At 58.4% G+C, this 16326-nt stretch carries 11 protein-coding genes; 2 read left to right on the top strand and 9 right to left on the bottom strand.

The window, feature by feature from the left end; all coding sequences use genetic code 11:
- Nucleotides 1-77 precede the first annotated feature (77 nt).
- Nucleotides 78-998, bottom strand: coding sequence for a L,D-transpeptidase (gene ldtB, locus EH164_RS15165; RefSeq protein WP_023481393.1), 921 nt, complete (start codon nucleotides 996-998; stop codon nucleotides 78-80).
- Nucleotides 999-1205: 207 nt separating this feature from the next.
- Between ldtB and EH164_RS15160 the strand changes: the two genes are divergently transcribed.
- Entirely contained in the window at nucleotides 1206-2798 is a 1593-nt protein-coding gene (locus EH164_RS15160) for an ABC-F family ATPase (protein ID WP_023481823.1), read from the top strand.
- 333 nt (nucleotides 2799-3131) lie between these two features.
- On the opposite strand, the gene EH164_RS15150 is transcribed toward EH164_RS15160, so the two are convergent.
- Together EH164_RS15150 and EH164_RS15145 are read right to left on the bottom strand one after the other, a co-directional pair.
- A complete protein-coding gene (locus EH164_RS15150) occupies nucleotides 3132-5498 on the bottom strand; it encodes a TIM-barrel domain-containing protein (protein ID WP_124969002.1) in 2367 nt (788 codons plus the stop codon).
- 15 nt (nucleotides 5499-5513) lie between these two features.
- Nucleotides 5514-6815, bottom strand: a complete 1302-nt coding sequence (locus EH164_RS15145; protein ID WP_124969000.1) for an MFS transporter — start codon at nucleotides 6813-6815, stop codon at nucleotides 5514-5516.
- Between the two features lie 304 nt (nucleotides 6816-7119).
- On the opposite strand from EH164_RS15145, the gene EH164_RS15140 reads away from it, so the two are divergent.
- Nucleotides 7120-8193, top strand: coding sequence for a LacI family DNA-binding transcriptional regulator (locus EH164_RS15140; RefSeq protein ID WP_124968998.1), 1074 nt, complete (start codon nucleotides 7120-7122; stop codon nucleotides 8191-8193).
- On the opposite strand, the gene EH164_RS15135 is transcribed toward EH164_RS15140, so the two are convergent.
- From EH164_RS15135 to moeA, 6 genes are all read right to left on the bottom strand, one after another.
- Nucleotides 8190-9455, bottom strand: coding sequence for a DUF1479 domain-containing protein (locus EH164_RS15135; protein ID WP_124968996.1), 1266 nt, complete (start codon nucleotides 9453-9455; stop codon nucleotides 8190-8192). The genes EH164_RS15140 and EH164_RS15135 overlap by 4 nt on opposite strands.
- A gap of 145 nt (nucleotides 9456-9600) precedes the next feature.
- Nucleotides 9601-10416: a Cof-type HAD-IIB family hydrolase gene (locus EH164_RS15130; RefSeq protein ID WP_124968994.1), complete on the bottom strand. Its 816-nt coding sequence runs from the start codon at nucleotides 10414-10416 to the stop codon at nucleotides 9601-9603.
- Between the two features lie 168 nt (nucleotides 10417-10584).
- Nucleotides 10585-13017 carry a formate C-acetyltransferase/glycerol dehydratase family glycyl radical enzyme gene (locus EH164_RS15125; protein WP_124968992.1) on the bottom strand — a complete coding sequence of 811 codons (2433 nt, stop codon included), beginning with the start codon at nucleotides 13015-13017 and terminating at the stop codon, nucleotides 10585-10587.
- A 4-nt stretch (nucleotides 13018-13021) separates the two neighbouring features.
- On the bottom strand, nucleotides 13022-13921 hold the full coding sequence (locus tag EH164_RS15120; protein WP_124968990.1) for a glycyl-radical enzyme activating protein: 900 nt from the start codon (nucleotides 13919-13921) through the stop codon (nucleotides 13022-13024).
- Between the two features lie 314 nt (nucleotides 13922-14235).
- Nucleotides 14236-15006, bottom strand: a complete 771-nt coding sequence (gene moeB / locus EH164_RS15115; protein ID WP_124968988.1) for a molybdopterin-synthase adenylyltransferase MoeB — start codon at nucleotides 15004-15006, stop codon at nucleotides 14236-14238.
- A 2-nt stretch (nucleotides 15007-15008) separates the two neighbouring features.
- Nucleotides 15009-16241, bottom strand: a complete 1233-nt coding sequence (gene moeA, locus EH164_RS15110) for a molybdopterin molybdotransferase MoeA (RefSeq protein WP_124968986.1) — start codon at nucleotides 16239-16241, stop codon at nucleotides 15009-15011.
- Nucleotides 16242-16326: the final 85 nt, after the last annotated feature.

Here is a 16326-nt window from a genome sequence, read left to right as displayed (position 1 = left end):
GAGCCGAAGCTCCGCTTTTTAAATCAGTTGTAGGCCGGATAAGCGCAGCGCCATCCGGCATGCAAACCGACCGCAAATCAGTTCAGACGTACCGGCATACCGGAACGGTTCTGGATCGCCTGGTCAACCACGCTTGAATCAACGTCCGCCTGGCTGGTCACCGCCTGCACCGCTTTGGTCAGCGCGATCGGCACGATTTCGCCGCCGGTAAACTGCGCTTCGGTGGTGGAGAGCGGGTTGTGAACTTCGATATAGCGGCTGCCATCCGGTTCGGTGGTCGCTTTTACCGGCTCATCAATAAACTGCACGCGGGTGCCGACCGGCACGTTCTCGAACAGGAATTTGATGTCGTCGTTACGCAGACGCACACAGCCGTGGCTCACGCGCAGGCCGATACCGAAATTGGCGTTAGTACCGTGGATCGCATACAGGCGGCCAATATAGAGCGCGTAGAGACCCATCGGGTTATCCGGGCCTGCCGGAACAACCGGCGGCAGCGGTTGACCCATTGCCTGATATTCGGCGTGCATTTTTGCCGTTGGTGTCCAGGTCGGACCGGCTTTTTTACGCTCGACTTTGGTGGTCCAGGCAATCGGGGTATCTTTACCCAACTGGCCGATACCGATTGGCAGCACGATCACCGTGTTGGTGCCTTTCGGATAGTAGTAGAGGCGCATCTCCGCACTGTTAATCACAATCCCTTCATGAACGGTATCCGGCAGGATTAGCTGCTGCGGAACGTTCATTACCGTGCCGCCTTTCGGCAGATAGGCGTCAATGCCCGGGTTAGCTTCCAGCATGTTGGAGAGACCCATCTGGTATTCAGCCGCAAAGTATTCCAGCGGCTGGTTATTGCCTTCAGGAATGGTTACGACCTGGTTCTGACCGATCAGACGGCTGCCATCAGTCGGCAGCGGATAAGTCACAGCAGACGCGCTATTGCAAAATCCCACGACAGCAAAGGCCGCCGCGAAGAGAGTTCTTAATTTCATATTCATGTTGTGCGAGATTATTGCCACACTGGCCGTTGGGTTGAGAATGCAGGAAGCGCATTATATGTGCATTCCCCCGTCCAGGGAATTCAGATGTTGACGAAATCACACTTTTTTCCCGTTGTTTGCAGTGTAGCGGCCGGACAGGGGGCAAGAATCTAATTCGGAATTGTGGCATACTATGGCGTTTGTCACATATTTCAGGATATCGCCGTGTTAGTCACCAGCAACGTCACCATGCAGTTCGGCAGTAAGCCGCTGTTCGAAAATATTTCCGTCAAATTTGGCGGCGGCAACCGTTACGGCCTGATCGGCGCGAACGGGAGCGGTAAATCCACCTTTATGAAGATCCTCGGCGGCGATTTAGAGCCGTCGCTGGGTAACGTCTCTCTCGATCCGAACGAGCGCATCGGTAAGCTGCGTCAGGATCAGTTCGCCTTTGAAGCCTTCAGCGTGCTCGACACGGTGATCATGGGTCACGCCGAGCTGTGGGAAGTGAAGCAGGAGCGCGACCGCATTTACGGCCTCGCCGAGATGAGCGAAGAAGATGGCTATAAAGTGGCCGATCTCGAAGTGCTGTATGGCGAAATGGATGGCTACTCGGCGGAAGCGCGCGCGGGCGAACTGCTGCTCGGCGTCGGTATTCCGGTTGAACAGCATTACGGCCCGATGAGCGAAGTCGCCCCCGGCTGGAAACTGCGTGTGCTGCTGGCCCAGGCCCTGTTCGCTAACCCCGATATTCTGCTGCTCGATGAACCAACCAACAACCTGGACATCGACACCATTCGCTGGCTGGAGCAGGTGCTGAACGAACGTGACAGCACCATGATCATCATTTCGCACGACCGTCACTTCCTGAACATGGTCTGCACCCATATGGCGGATCTCGACTACGGCGAGCTGCGCGTCTACCCGGGCAACTACGACGAATACATGACTGCCGCCACCCAGGTGCGCGAGCGTCTGCTGTCGGATAACGCCAAGAAGAAAGCGCAGATTGCCGAGCTGCAATCCTTCGTCAGCCGCTTTAGTGCCAACGCCTCTAAATCGCGTCAGGCAACTTCCCGCGCCCGCCAGATCGATAAGATCAAGCTCGACGAGGTGAAAGCCTCCAGCCGTCAGAACCCGTTCATCCGCTTCGAGCAGGATAAGAAACTGTTCCGTAATGCGCTGGAAGTGGAGCAGGTCACTAAAGGTTTTGATAACGGCCCGCTGTTTAAAAACTTCAATATGCTGATGGAAGTGGGTGAGAAAGTCGCCATCCTCGGTACTAACGGCGTCGGTAAAACCACGCTGCTGAAAACGCTGGTCGGCGAGCTTACGCCAGAGAGCGGCACGGTGAAGTGGTCGGAAAACGCCCGCATCGGCTACTACGCGCAGGATCACGCGGCGGATTTCGATAACGATCTGACGGTGTTCGACTGGATGAGCCAGTGGAAACAAGAGGGCGATGACGAGCAGGCGGTGCGCAGCATCCTGGGCCGTCTGCTGTTCAGCCAGGACGATATCAAGAAACCTGCGAAGGTGCTTTCCGGGGGCGAGAAGGGCCGTATGCTGTTCGGCAAGCTGATGATGGAAAAACCGAATATTCTGGTGATGGACGAACCGACCAACCACCTGGATATGGAATCCATCGAATCGTTGAACATGGCGCTGGAGATGTACCAGGGCACGCTGATTTTCGTCTCGCACGACCGTGAATTCGTCAGCTCACTGGCAACCCGCGTGATTGAGATTACGCCGCAGCGCGTGGTCGATTTCACCGGTAACTATGAAGATTATTTGCGTACCAAGGGCATCGAATAAATTTACCGTCTTTACCGTCGTCTTTCACGCCGCAGGTGCGTTGGCTGCACCGTCGTACCCCGGTCACTTACTTCAGTAAGCTCCCGGGGATACTCAGGTTTGCCGCCTTCCTGCAACGCGAAATACTTAGGTAAATAAAGGAACACATTGCCGGATGGCGCGTAAACGCTTATCCGGCTTACGGGATCGCTCTGCTTTTGTAGGCCGGATAAGGCGAAGCCGCCATCCGGCAAAGGAGCCGGTGCCGGATGGCGCGTAAACGCTTATCCGGCCTACGGGATCGATACTGCTTTTGTAGGCCGGATAAGGCGTAAGCCACCATCCGGCATTTTTTTACCTGAATGACCACGCCGTTGCGGGCTCGCCGTTAATCACTAACCGGCGCTTTTCCCCGGCGGGCAAGGTAACATTCAACGTCTGCCACGCCGGGCGGTAATCGCCGCGCGCGGTAACCTCAAGGTTAATGGTTTCGCTGTCGCACACCATCTCCCAGCTTAACCACAGCGCATTGCCCTCTTTATAACCCCACGACTCGCCATCATCCTCAAACAGCAGGCCGCTGGAACGCCCGGTGCCTTTCAGCGGGAAGAGTTGCAGTTCGCGGAAGGTATCGCTTTTCGCCTCCACATGACGAATGCGGTCGCTCAGCGGCAAACCGGCACCGGCGCGAACCAGCAGCGGCAACGTCTCCAGCGGCGCATCCAGCGTCACCCACTGGCCTGGCGCGTACCACGCCCCGGTATAAAAATCGTACCATCCACTCTCATTGGCGGGCAGCCAGAGAGAGCGCTCGCGCTGGCCCGGCTCAACCACGCTGGCGACCAGCAGATCGCGGCCCAGCAGGAAGTCATCGCACTCCTCAAAAGTCTGCGCATCGTGTTCATGATCGAGGAAGGTCGGGCGTAGCATCGGCTCATCATCGGCATGTGCCTGCCACAGCAGGGTGTAAAGGTAGGGCAGCAGGCGGTAGCGCAGCTCAATGGCGCTGCGGATCGCAGGCGTCACTGCCGGGTACATCCACGGTTCGTTTACCGTCTGGTCATCATTCCACGAGTGGATGGTAAAACGCGGATGCATCACGCCGTTCTGCACCCAGCGCACAAACAGCTCGGCATCGGGTTTATCGCCGGAGAAGCCGCCGACATCGTGCCCGACGTTATAAAGCCCGGACAAACTCATCCCCAGCCCCATGCGAGTGTTGTAGCGCAGCGTCTGCCAGTTGGTGCGGTTATCACCGCTCCAGGTCTGCACATAGCGCTGCATCCCGGCGCAGCCGGAGCGGGAGATGAGATAAGGGCGTTTGTCCGGCGCGAAACGCTGCTGCGCTTCCATCGAGGCGCGCATCATCAGGAGCGGCATCACCGGGCGGATATGCTTGATGGCGATCTCCTGACCGAAGCCCGCGCAGCGCGCTTCGCCATCCCACACTTCAAACTCATTATTGTCGTTCCAGGTGGAGTCGATCCCCATCTCCAGCAGTTGCGTAGTCACGCCCTCCTGCCACCAGGCAATGGTCTGCGGGTTGGTGAAATCGAGATGCGAACCCTCGTCATCCCAGAAGCTGGAGCGCTCCGGCCCGGGGTTTTCCGAATCGCGAATAAACAGCCCTTTTTCCGCCACTTCGTGATAGCGCGGGTGATCCTGCAACAGGCAGGGTTTGATATTGGCCGCCAGCTTCAGCCCGGCATCGTGAAACGCCTGGCTCATCACCTTCGGCTGCGGCACTTTGTCGTAATTCCAGTTAAAGACGTAGCGTTTGCCGTTGATCGAGGTGTAACCCGATGAGAGCTGGAACGAGTCGCAGGGGATCGCATGCTCTTCACACAGGCGAATAAAGTTCATCAGCTGGTTTTGCGCATCCGGCGCATCGGTGTAGTGCATGGTCGAGCCGCTGTAGCCGAGGCTCCACTTCGGCCCGAAGAGGGTTTTTCCCGTCAGGCGTACAAAGGCTTTGGTGACATCCAGCGCGCGCGCGCCGGTAAAGATGTAGTAATCGATATCGCCCGCTTCCGCCTGCCAGCGGCGATAGGCGGTGTGGTAGTTATCGATCTCATTCCCGAGATCGAGCCAGCAGCTGCTGAGGTTGTCGTAAAACAGCCCGTAGCTGACATCATCCCGGCGGGTGAGGGTGAAGGGGACATGTTTATAGAGCGGGTCGGTGCTTGCCGCGTTGTAGCCCATCGCATCCAGGTTGCGCATCTCATAGCGCTGGCCGGTGCGTTGCAGGTTACCCGCTTTCTCGCCGAGGCCGTAAAAACGCTCCTCCTTTTTACGGCTGAGGTAGTGCGCCACACCGTCGCCGTGAGCATTGATCTGATAAGCGCTGGTGGGGCGATCGCCTGCCAGCCACTGCCACTCGCCCGCTTCATTACGGTAGTGCCACTCGAGCCATAACGGCTGGTGCACCGTCACGCGCAGTTGCTCGCTCTCAACGGTCAGCGTCTCCTGCTGCTGTTCAAGCTTCCACGCGGGCAGGCTAAAACCACTCAGATCCTCACGGCTGCGCCCCTCCCACGGCACATCCTCCTCTGGCGCGATGCTCCAGGTGCGCGCCAGCGCCAGCTCGCCCTTGCGTTTAATCAGCACGCGAAACAGGTTCGCTTCCAGCACATAGAGGCAGAGCGTATGTTGCCCATCAACCAATAGCTCAACGTGATGAGCGCTCTGTTTTTGTAACGTCCAGTTCTTCAGCGTTTTCATAGCAGACTTCCACAATCAGGCGCGTTTTGCGCGACGTTCAGCAATAAATGCCACCAGGAAAATAGCGCCAATCAGGTCAAAGAAACCCATGGCAATAAACAGCGGGTTGAAGCCAATCTTGTCGGCAGTAACGCCAATCAGCAGTGAGAAGAGGAAGCTGGCGATCCACGCCGCCGAGCCGCGCATGCCGTTGACGGTTGCCATCTGGCCTTTGTCGAATGACTCAACCACCAGCGCGCTCAACATGCAGGAGATGATCTGGTGGCCGAAGCCGCCAATCGAGATCAGCACAATGGTGATATAGGGATCGCGGGTGATCGCCACAATGGCCAGCGAGATCATCAGGAACGCGCCGGTCAGGGAACTGGCAACCACCGAATTGACGCGCGAGCAGCCGAACCAGCGGGTATAGAGTTTGGTGAGATAGCCGCTGGCGACGCTGCCGAGATCGGCGGCGAGGAAGGGGAGCCAGGCGAACATCGCAATCTGTTTCAGATCCATGCCGTGCTCTTTCGCCAGATAGAGCGGCACCCAGAAGCTCAGCACCGCCCACGCTGGTTCCGCCATAAAGGCCGGAATAGCAATGCCGTAAAAGCGTTTGTTTTTCGATACGTTTTTCAGCGCGGTAAGGAAGGGCAGTTTCACCGCCGGCGGCTCATTATCCTGCTGAATAAAGGCCAGCTCTTCGCGGCTGAGGTTCGGGTGCTTGTCCGGGTTGTGATAAAACGCCCACCACAAAATCACCCACAGCAGCGCCAGCACGCCGGTAAACATAAACGCCCCCTGCCAGCCAAACGAGGCGTGGGCGAAGTAGATAATTGGCGGTGCCAGCATCGCGCCGATGGAGAAGCCGACGCCCGCCCAGCCCGCAGCGACCGGACGCTCCGATTTCGGGAACCACTCGCCGATGGTTTTGGCGTTAGCGGGCGTTGCCGCGGCTTCCGACGCGCCCATGGTAAAGCGCAGGATCGCCAGATGGATCCAGCTGCCTGCGCCAGCGTGGAACATACAGGCCAGCGCCCAGATGATCGCGCAGACCATAAAGCCCACTTTCAGGCCAATCACATCGATTAACCAGCCACAGAGCGGCTGGAACAGGGTATACGCCAGCTGAAATGCGCCGACGATCCATGAATATTGTTCGGTGGTAATACCGAGGCTGGTTTTTAGTTCCGGTGCGAGGATGCCCAGTGAGTTACGGGTGATGTAGTTCACCGTCACGCCAAACAGAAAGAGTACCAGCATCCACCAGCGTAATTTTTTGAAGATCCGGCGACTGCTGGTGGCCGCCACGTCGTTGTTAATCCCCTGGCTCATGGTGTTCTCCGCTCATCGTTTTGTAGGGACGTTGCGTTATCGCGGCCGGGGGAAAAGTTGTTATACCGCCAGGCGCGCGTGATGATTTTTTTCTTGGTTTTTGTCTTAAGAACACACACAACTAGTATGGAAGTTGTATGACACATTTACCGTAGGGGAGAAAAAAGCGCGGCTAAAGTCGATTTTGTGCAAGGATTCTCATAAATCGACCAAATATTACGGCACACTGCCATTAAAGCCATAAATATCAGGCTTTCCGCTCTATGAAAATTTTCCCATTTTACAAACGGAGCAAGATCACAGAATGGATAAAAAGCTCAAAATCAGCGAAATTGCCCGGCGCACAAATCTGTCGACCAGCACCGTTTCGCGGGTGCTGGCGGGAAAAGCCAACACCAGCGAAAAAGCGCGCGCGGCGGTGCTGGCCTGCGCCCGTGAACTGGGGGTGATGGAGGGGATTGCCGCCGGACGGCTGCTGCTCAATAACCTGATTGTCTTCGCGCCGCAGCGCGCCTTTGATGAGCGCTCCGATATCTTCTACTACCGTGTGATTCAGAGCATCAATAAAGCACTGGAGCCACACGACGTGCGGCTGCGCTACTGCGCGCTGGAGGAGCTGGACAGCGACGCTAATGAATTTCTGGCGCGTATGAATGCACCTGAAACCCAGGCGGCGATCCTGCTCGGCATTGACGATACCCATATTCACGAGCTGGCGGCGGATATCGGCAAACCCTGCGTGCTGATCAACTGCCGCGACGCGCGTATGCGCCTGCCTTCCATTGCGCCGGATCACCGCACCATCGGCGAGTTTGCAGCCCGCTATCTCTTTGATATGGGTCATCGCGATGTGGTGAATGTGATGTGCCTGCGCCGTTACACCATGGATCTGCGTCTGGCAGGCATTAAAGCGGCGTGGCAGCAGCAGAACCTGCGTTTTAACAGCAAACGGGATCTCATCACCGTACCCAGCTTTAGCGCCAAAGAGGCGGCGCTACTGGTAGCGGAGTGGCTGGACGATCCGGCGAACAAAACGCCGCCGACTGCGTTTCTGGTCAGCGGCGATTTTATGGCGCAGGGGACGGTGCAGGCGCTGCTCCAGCGCGGTTTGCGCGTGCCGCAGGATGTGTCGGTGATGAGCATCGACGCCTTTAACCTTGCGGCAATTCAGGATGTGCCGCTTACCGCAGTGCATGTTCCGCGGGATGAACTTGGCGCGGAAGCGGTGCAGCTATTGCAGCAGCGCCTCATCCGCCCGCAGGCACCGACCGGCTCGCTGCTGTTAAACGGCACGCTCGCGGTGCGCGAGTCGGTGCGGCGGATACGTCCGGGACAGCGACGCACCGCCGTGGCTGGCGACGGGCTGTATGATGCTTAACTCTCCATCCCCAACGCGCGCTTACCGTGCGCATTCAGATCGCTGAGCGTGAAGCGGCCTGACCAGTCGCGCTCATAATCCTCGCGCGGGAAATCGCCGGGCGAAGCGCCTTGCTCCAGCGCAATCTTCACCTTACGGGCATAAGCCAGGTTCTTCTCGCACAGCGGGGCGGCGGGGATATACATCACATTGCCCCAGCCCTGCTGGTTTTCCACCGGGGCGACCGAGTGGATCACATCGCAGTGCCACCAGACGGAATCACCCGCTTCCAGCGGAGGAATGCTGCTCAGCGCTTCCATCAGCAGCGGGTGCCACTTCTCTGAAACCGGCAGCACGCGGCCGGGTGCCACGCCGCACAGCTCATCGTCCGGCACGTCATCCAGCAGCGGGCGCAGCAGAATGTAGGCCATCGCCTCGGGGATCGGCACCACGTGCAGCAACCCCTGACCAGCGATCATATCCGACAGCGCCGTCCAGCCCTGGAAGGTGCGAAACACCGAACATTTAGTGGTGTTTTCAACCGTGTACTCCTCTACTTCGGTGCGGTGCGCCGCATCCCACGGATCGTACTGATCCAGCTTGCCGTTAAAGACGCTGGCAAAGACGCGCTGATAGGCGGGCAGCAGCCAGCGCTCCAGCGCGCCGGAATCCGTATGCGCCCCCAGTCCTTTCGAGGTAGTGCCCGGCGGGCGGCGGCGAATGCGATCCGGGTAGATGACGCTGATATCCGGGTTGAACCACGTGCGGCCCTCGCTCTCAAACCGCCACAGCCGGTTGAGGAAAGATTGCGCGGCCGCCATCTCATCGCTCTGGCGCGCCTGCATCTGCGCCTGCGACCAGTAGATGGGGTAGATCTCCGGGCGCGAAGCGTCCAGCGTGCCGAAAAAGCTGTCGCCCGGGCCTTTATAGACCTCATCAAAACGGTTTTCCGCCAGGTAGTCGAGCATCGCGCGATCCCAGCCCAGCGCCTGCTCGCGCGGGAAATGGCCTTTGATCACCACGCAGCCGCGACGTTTGATCAACGCGCGCTGCGCTTCGGTCACGCGCCCGGCGGCGATATCGGCATAGTTCAGCTGCGGCCAGACGGATTCGCCGCGCGCTTTTATCGCCTTAATCTCCTCCACGCGCTCGCTAATCCGCGCGCTGAGTTGATCGAATAGCTGTTGTACATCGCCAATCTGCGCCCGCAGCGCCTGTTTCATCTCGCGGATAGCGGTTTTGTGGTCGGCAGGAAGGGTTTCATGGGTAAACGTCATAAGCACCTCTGTCTTTCATTCGAAAGCAATTAAGATTACAAATGACAATCTAAGTTAAAAATAAGTTAATGCAAGTTTAAAAACTTGATGAATTGCACAAAGCGGGAAAAAGCAGAGGGAGAGTGCCGACGGCGGGGCGTCGGCAGGGGGATCAGCGGTCGAACGGGGCAGCGTTATCCAGCACGGCCTGAATCACATTCAGCACGCCGTGGTGGTTGTTGTCATCGGTCTGGTGACGCGCAATGGCTTTAATCGCGTCGGTGGCGTTGCCCATGGCGAAAGAGGAGTTAGTCATGCGCAGCATCTCAGCGTCGTTTCCGCTATCGCCCAGCGTTACACACGCTTGCGGGGAGAGGTTCCAGCGCTTGAGCAGACGCGAAATACCGTTCGCTTTATGCAGGCCGGGGATAATCAGATCGACAAAGCCGAAGCCGCTGGTCACCGGTTTCATAATCCCGTCGAGGGAGGTGTGCAGCTCATCAACCAGCGCCGGGATCTCGCTGTCCGGCAGATTGAGGGAAAATTTGAACAGCGTATCGTCAATCTGCGTGAAGTCGCGCACCGGCTTTAAGCGGTGGTAGTGTTCTGCCATCAGATCGACAAACTCTTGCGGCGCGGCTTCGTTGATATAGGCGCTCTCAAGCCCGCAGGCGACAAAGTTCATACCGCCGCCTTTTAACAGCTCGCCCATCACCACCTGGGATTCGTGGCGGGTCAGTTCACCGTGGAACAGCTGCTGCCCATGTTCGTAGACCAGCGCGCCGTTTTCGGCGACGAAGGAGATGCGATCTTTAAGCTCCGGGAAGAAGGAGATGAGCTGGTAGTACTGGTTGCCGCTGGCGACCACGAATTCGATATTGCGCTGCTGGAGTTGCTCGAATTGCGCCATAAACCGCGTGCGATCGTACTTTTTGGCGTCATCAAGGAAAGTTCCGTCCATATCAGTGACGATAACTTTGACGGTCATATATAGCGCTCCTGAATGTCATAACGAGGAGCAACATTCTAGAGAGAATGTGATGAGTTACACAAATTTTATTTCATTCGAAAGTTTAACCGAAACGCCGGGCGGCGGCTGCGCCTTACCCGGCTTGCTCTTAGGCCTGATAAGCGCAGCGCCATCAGGCAATTAAAATCACAACGTATGTTCGGTGCGGGCAATAATATCGTCCTGCGCATCCGGCGACAGGGCGGTGAAAAACGCTGAGTAACCGGCAACGCGCACCACCAAATCACGATACTGATCAGGGTGCTGCTTCGCGGCCAGCAGCGTCTCGCGCGAGACAATGTTGTACTGAATATGCCAACCCTTATGCACCTCAAAAAAGGTGCGCAGCAGCGCCATCAGCTTCTGCCGGTCGCCGTCATTTTCCAGCGTCGAGGGGTTAAGTTTCTGGTTAAGCAGCACGCCGCCGAGGATCGCGCCAACCGGCAGTTTGCCGACGGAGTTGATCACCGCCGTCGGCCCAAGATGGTCGGTACCGGAGGCCGGGCTTGCCCCCTCTGCCAGCGGCGTATGGGCTTTGCGCCCGTCCGGCGTGGCCATGGTTGCCGCGCCAAACGGCACGTTGGCGGAGATCGACGACGTACCAGCGTAATATTTGCCGCCAATCGGCCCACGTCCGTAACGCGGGTTGCGATACTGCTTCAACTCGTCGATATAGGTCTGATACGCGCGCACCAGCAGGGCGTCGACGCTCTCATCATCATTGCCATACTTCGGCGCGCTGTTGATAAGCCGCTGGCGCAGCTGTTCGTGGCTCAGGCCGTCGAAATCCGCCGCCAGCGCTGCTGCCAGCTGCTGTTGACCGATAAGGCCTTGCTCAAATACCAGCTTTTTCACCGCCGCGAGGCTGTTACCAAGATTGGCGATGCCCACCTGCAGGCCGGAGACCCAGTCATACTTCGCACCGCCCTGTTTGATGCTCTTCGCCCGCTCAATGCAGTCGTCGACCAGCGCCGAGCAGAGAATATCCGGCACGTTCTCCTCCAGCATGGTGTCGACAACATACTCAATCTCAATCGATTTGCGCGTGTAGTAGCGGATCTGCCGGTCCCATGCCACTGTCACGTCATCAAAATGGCGGAAGTTGCCTGCCGACAGCGCCTCGTTTTGCGCCAGGAAAACCTCGCCGCTGGTGGCGTCACGCCCGCCCTCCAGCGCCGCCAGCATCACGCGGGCGAAATTAATAAAGCTCATGCCGGTGCAGCGGTAGCCCCATTTGCCGCCAACGGCGGTCTCAATACAGCCAATCGCCGCATAGTCGTAAGCATCGGCAGGCTCCACGCCCAGCGCGATAAAGGCCGGAATGACAATCTCATCGTTATTAAACGCTGGCATGCCAAACCCGCAGCGGATCACCTGCACGCAGGCATCGAGAAAATCGTCACTCATCCCGGCGTGATAGCGCACGCTGAGGTTGGGCTGAGTGGAGCGCAACCGTCCGCAGGATTCGAGGATGGCGTAAGAGAGCGGGTTTACCGCGTCATGGATCTGGCCGTTGTGCCACGCCTGCCCGCCGATGGTGACATTCTGGTAGAGCGGGCTGCCCGCCGAGGCTTTCGAGTGGCTGCCGGAGCGGATTTTGTTCACCTCCAGCAGCTTCAGCCAGCAGCTCTGCAACAGCTCAATACCCTGCTCGCGGTGCAGGGTCTGTTGCAGCTCGACATCGCGACGCCAGAAGGGGTAGAGGTACTGATCCATTCGGCCAAACGACACCGAATGACCGTTGGATTCAATCTGCAACAGTAGCTGGATAAAGTAGCAGAGTTGCAGTGCCTGCCAGAAGGTGCGCGGCGGCTGGTGGGCGATAAGCTCACAGTTCTCGGCGATAGCCAGCAGTTCGTCGCGGCGGCTTTCGCGCGGCTCGTCAGCCGCCATCGTGCGCGCAAGGTCAGCAAAACGCACAATATGCAGGCTGACGGCCTCAAGCACGATATCAATCGCTTTCAGGAACTGCTCGCCGTGCAGATCCGCAAGCTGCGTCAAATCAATCCGCGTGCGGCGCTCGCGCACCTGCTCGCGCAGGCCATCCAACCCTTTTGTCAGCAGCAGCGGGAAGTTCACCGCCAGGTGCGCATCGCCGGAGGTCATATTGCCTTCGGCTTTGATAATGCCGCTCGCCAGCAAAGCTTTCTGCTCGTCGGTAAACATGCCGTAGCAGCGATCCTGCACCGTCTGGCCGCGCCACCACGGGCACACTTCATGCAGCACGCGCTTATTCGCTTCGCTGACCGCAAAGCCCGCGCCGGGGCGATCCGCCAGCTCATCAATCTCTTTCTCAATCCACGAGACGGTGTACTCCGGGAAGATCGGCGCGGCGCGCACTTCGCTTGCCTGGTTGCCGATAATCAGCTCGTCATGTTTGATCCAGATAGTGCGCTGCGCCAGGTGATGGGCTAACGCCAGCGCGCGGCGCACCGGCAGCGGTTTATCCATATGTTGCTGATATACCTGGGTGTAGTGCAGCGCGCGTTCGGTGCAGATCGGCGGTTTTACAATCGAGATCAGTGCCTGTTTATGCGCGCGGATGCGCTCAGGCAGCGTGTTGAGTTGCATCAGGGTCATAATCTTATCCTCGCAGTGTCGTCGCCAGCCCTTTCTGGCGGGCAAATGCCGCGGCGAATGCCAGTAGTTCAGGGGCGTCGAGCGGCTTTTCAGGGGCGGTACAGGTTTCGCCGAGCAGCTCAAACTTCTGCATGCCCAGCGTGTGATAGGGCAGAAAGTGGATTTCGCCGACACGCAGCTGGTCGGCGGCAAAGTTGGTAATCGCTTCAATGGTGGCTTTATCGGCGTTAAAGCCGGGGATCAGCGGTACGCGAATAATCATTTTTTTCCCGGCGCGGGCGAGGCGTTGCAGATTATCGAGCACGCGCGCGGCAGAGCCGTTTGTCCAGACGCGAAAGGCATTTTCATCGACATGTTTCAGATCGGCGAGAAAGAGATCCACCCACGGCAGTGAGGGTTCGATATAACGCCACGGCACGTGCAGGCAGGTCTCAACGGCTGTGTGGATGCCGTGCTGATGGCTCTCGCGCAGCAGTGCTTCTGAAAGTTCAGGGTGCATAAAAGGCTCGCCGCCGGAGAGAGTCACGCCGCCGCCGCTGCGATCGTAAAAGGGTTTGTCGCGCAGCACCGTCGCCATCATCTCCGCCACCGATTTCTTCTCGCCACAGACACTCAGCGCTTCGGTCGGGCAGCAGCCGGTGAGGGCATCCAGCGCTGCATCGGTGATTTTTTCACGCTGGATTAAGAGATGATTTTGCGCGCGCTCAATCACCGCAGGCGCGGCGCGCTGGCACAAATCACAGCCGGTAAGGCACAGGCGAGGGTCAAACAGCAGTTCGCGCGAGCGGGCGCGGCTTTCCGGGTTCTGGCACCAGCGGCAGCGCAGCGGGCACCCTTTCAGAAACACCACCGTGCGGATGCCGGGGCCGTCATGGGTTGAGTAGCGCTGAATATTGAAAATCATCGACCATCTCCACATATTTCATGTGGAGATTAAATAACTTTCGAATGAAAGTTGTTGTGATGAGGTTCGCGGTTTACGCCTTGTGCCCGAAAGGGAAATTGCCGGGTGGCGCTGCGCTTACCCGGCCTACAAAACCGCCGCCATCCGGCAAAAAGCCGTCCGCAACCCCGTAGGCCGGATAAGGTGTTTACGCGGCCATCCGGCAAAAGACGCCCGCAAACCCGTGGACCGGATAAGGCGTTACTCCGTCATCCGGCAAAAATACGTCCGCAACCCCGTAGGCCGGATAAGGCGTTTACGCCGCCATCCGGCAATTAAACCGCGGGCGATGCGCCATCGCCGCATACTTCACACTGCGGGTTACGCATAAGCTTCATCTCGCGGAACTGGCACTGCATCGCATCGTACATCACGATCTTGCCCGCGGCGGGCGTGCCGTAATGGGTCAACACCTTAATCGCTTCCATCGCCTGCATCGATCCGATAACGCCGACCAGCGGTGCCATCACGCCTGCTTCCACGCAGGTCAGCGCATTCTCGCCAAACAGGCGGCTCAGGCATCGGTAGCAGGGCGCGCCGTCCGCCCAGGTAAAGACGCTGATCTGCCCCTCCATGCGAATAGCCGCGCCGGAGACCAGCGGCACTTTATGCTGAAAACAGCCAACGTTGAGCTGGTTGCGGATCGCTACATTATCGGTACAGTCCAGCACCAGATCGTGCGCGGCAATCTGCGCAAACAGCGCCGTTTCATCAAGCAAGGCATTAACGGTGACATAGTCGACATGCGGGTTGATACGCAGCAGCGATTCGCGGGCAGAGTCCACTTTAGCGCTACCGATATCCGCATCGCCGTGCAGCGTCTGGCGTTGCAGGTTTGACAGCGCCACCGTGTCGAAATCGAGCAGCGTCATCATGCCTGCGCCCGCCGCCGCCAGATATTGCGCTGCCGCGCAGCCAAGCCCGCCGAGCCCGACCACCAGCACGCGCGCGGCTTTTAACCGCTCCTGGCCGTCAAAATCGAACCCGCGCAGAGTAATCTGCCGGTTGTAGCGCATCATCTCGCTGTCGCTGAGCTCTTCTGCCATCGTCAGCCTCCGAAGAGATGGTTAAACATCTCCACATCTACCCATTCGCCCGCCGCCACGTTGCCGCGCTCCCGCTCCAGCACCACAAAGCAGTTGCCCTGGCTGAAGGAGCTGAAAATATGCGAGCCCTGATGACCAGTAGTGCGCACTTCAAGCGTGCCATCTTCACCGCGGCTGACAACCCCGCGCTGGAAATCGAGACGCCCCGGCGACTTTTTCAGCCCGCCGATAACGCGCGCGCGAAAACGCAGTGGCGTCACATCCGCGCTATTGCCGCTCAGTTTCGCCAGCAGCGGTAGCACCAGTTGGTAGAAGGTTAATGTGGCAGAGACCGGGTTGCCCGGCAGGCCGCAGAACCAGCTCTTTGTTAGCTTGCCGAACGCAAAGGGCTTGCCCGGTTTGATCGCCAGCTTCCAGAAGGCGATTTCACCCAGCTCATCAAGAATGGTTTTGGTGTAGTCCGCTTCGCCCACCGACACGCCGCCGGTGCTGATCACCACGTCCGCCTGGCTGTCGGCGGCAATAAAGGTGTCGCGCAGTTTCTGCGGATCGTCCGGCACAATCCCGAGGTTAATCACCTCATAACCAAGCTGTTCCAGCATCAGGTGCACCGACAGGCGGTTAGTGTCGTAAATCTGCCCGTCAGCCAGCGGCTGGCCCGGCAGTTGCAGTTCATCACCGGTGGAGAAGAGCGCCACGCGCACCTTGCGTACCACGCTCACGTCGGCAATGCCGAGAGAGGCCAGCACCGGCAGCTCGGCGGCGGTCAGTTTTGTGCCCGCCGTAAAGACACTGGCGCCTTTGGTGATATCTTCGCCCGCGCGGCGAATGTTCTGGTTGGCGCGCACCTCAGCGGTAAAACGGATGCCGTCGTCGCTCTGCTCCGTCTGCTCCTGCATCACCACCGCTTCGCAGCCCGCCGGGATCGGTGCGCCGGTCATAATGCGTATGCAGGTGCCTTGCGGCCACTCGCCGCTAAAGGGCTGCCCGGCAAAGGCTTTGCCTGCTACCGGCAGCGCGTTGCCGCCGTTGAGATCCGCCAGGCGCACGGCGTAGCCGTCCATCGCCGAGTTATCAAAACCGGGGACATTCAGCGGGGAGATAACATCTTGCGCGACTACGCGGCCAAAACAGGCGAGCAGCGGCAGGGTTTCGTGCTCAGTGAGCGGTGAAATGCGTGACAGCATTTTCGACAGCGCCGTCTCCAGCGAGATCAGGCCATTTGCAGATTCCATAATTTCTATCCAGTCAACGCGAGAAGCGGCCATTATGGCAGAAAAGGGGAGGGGTCAATATGACTTGCGTCTACCTCATTGTTAT

The organism is Kosakonia sp. CCTCC M2018092, assembly GCF_003864115.1.
GTDB classification, from domain to species: Bacteria; Pseudomonadota; Gammaproteobacteria; order Enterobacterales; family Enterobacteriaceae; genus Kosakonia; species Kosakonia cowanii.
Note: the sequence above shows the minus strand (reverse complement) of the source record. Positions and strands in the feature narration are given on the sequence as shown.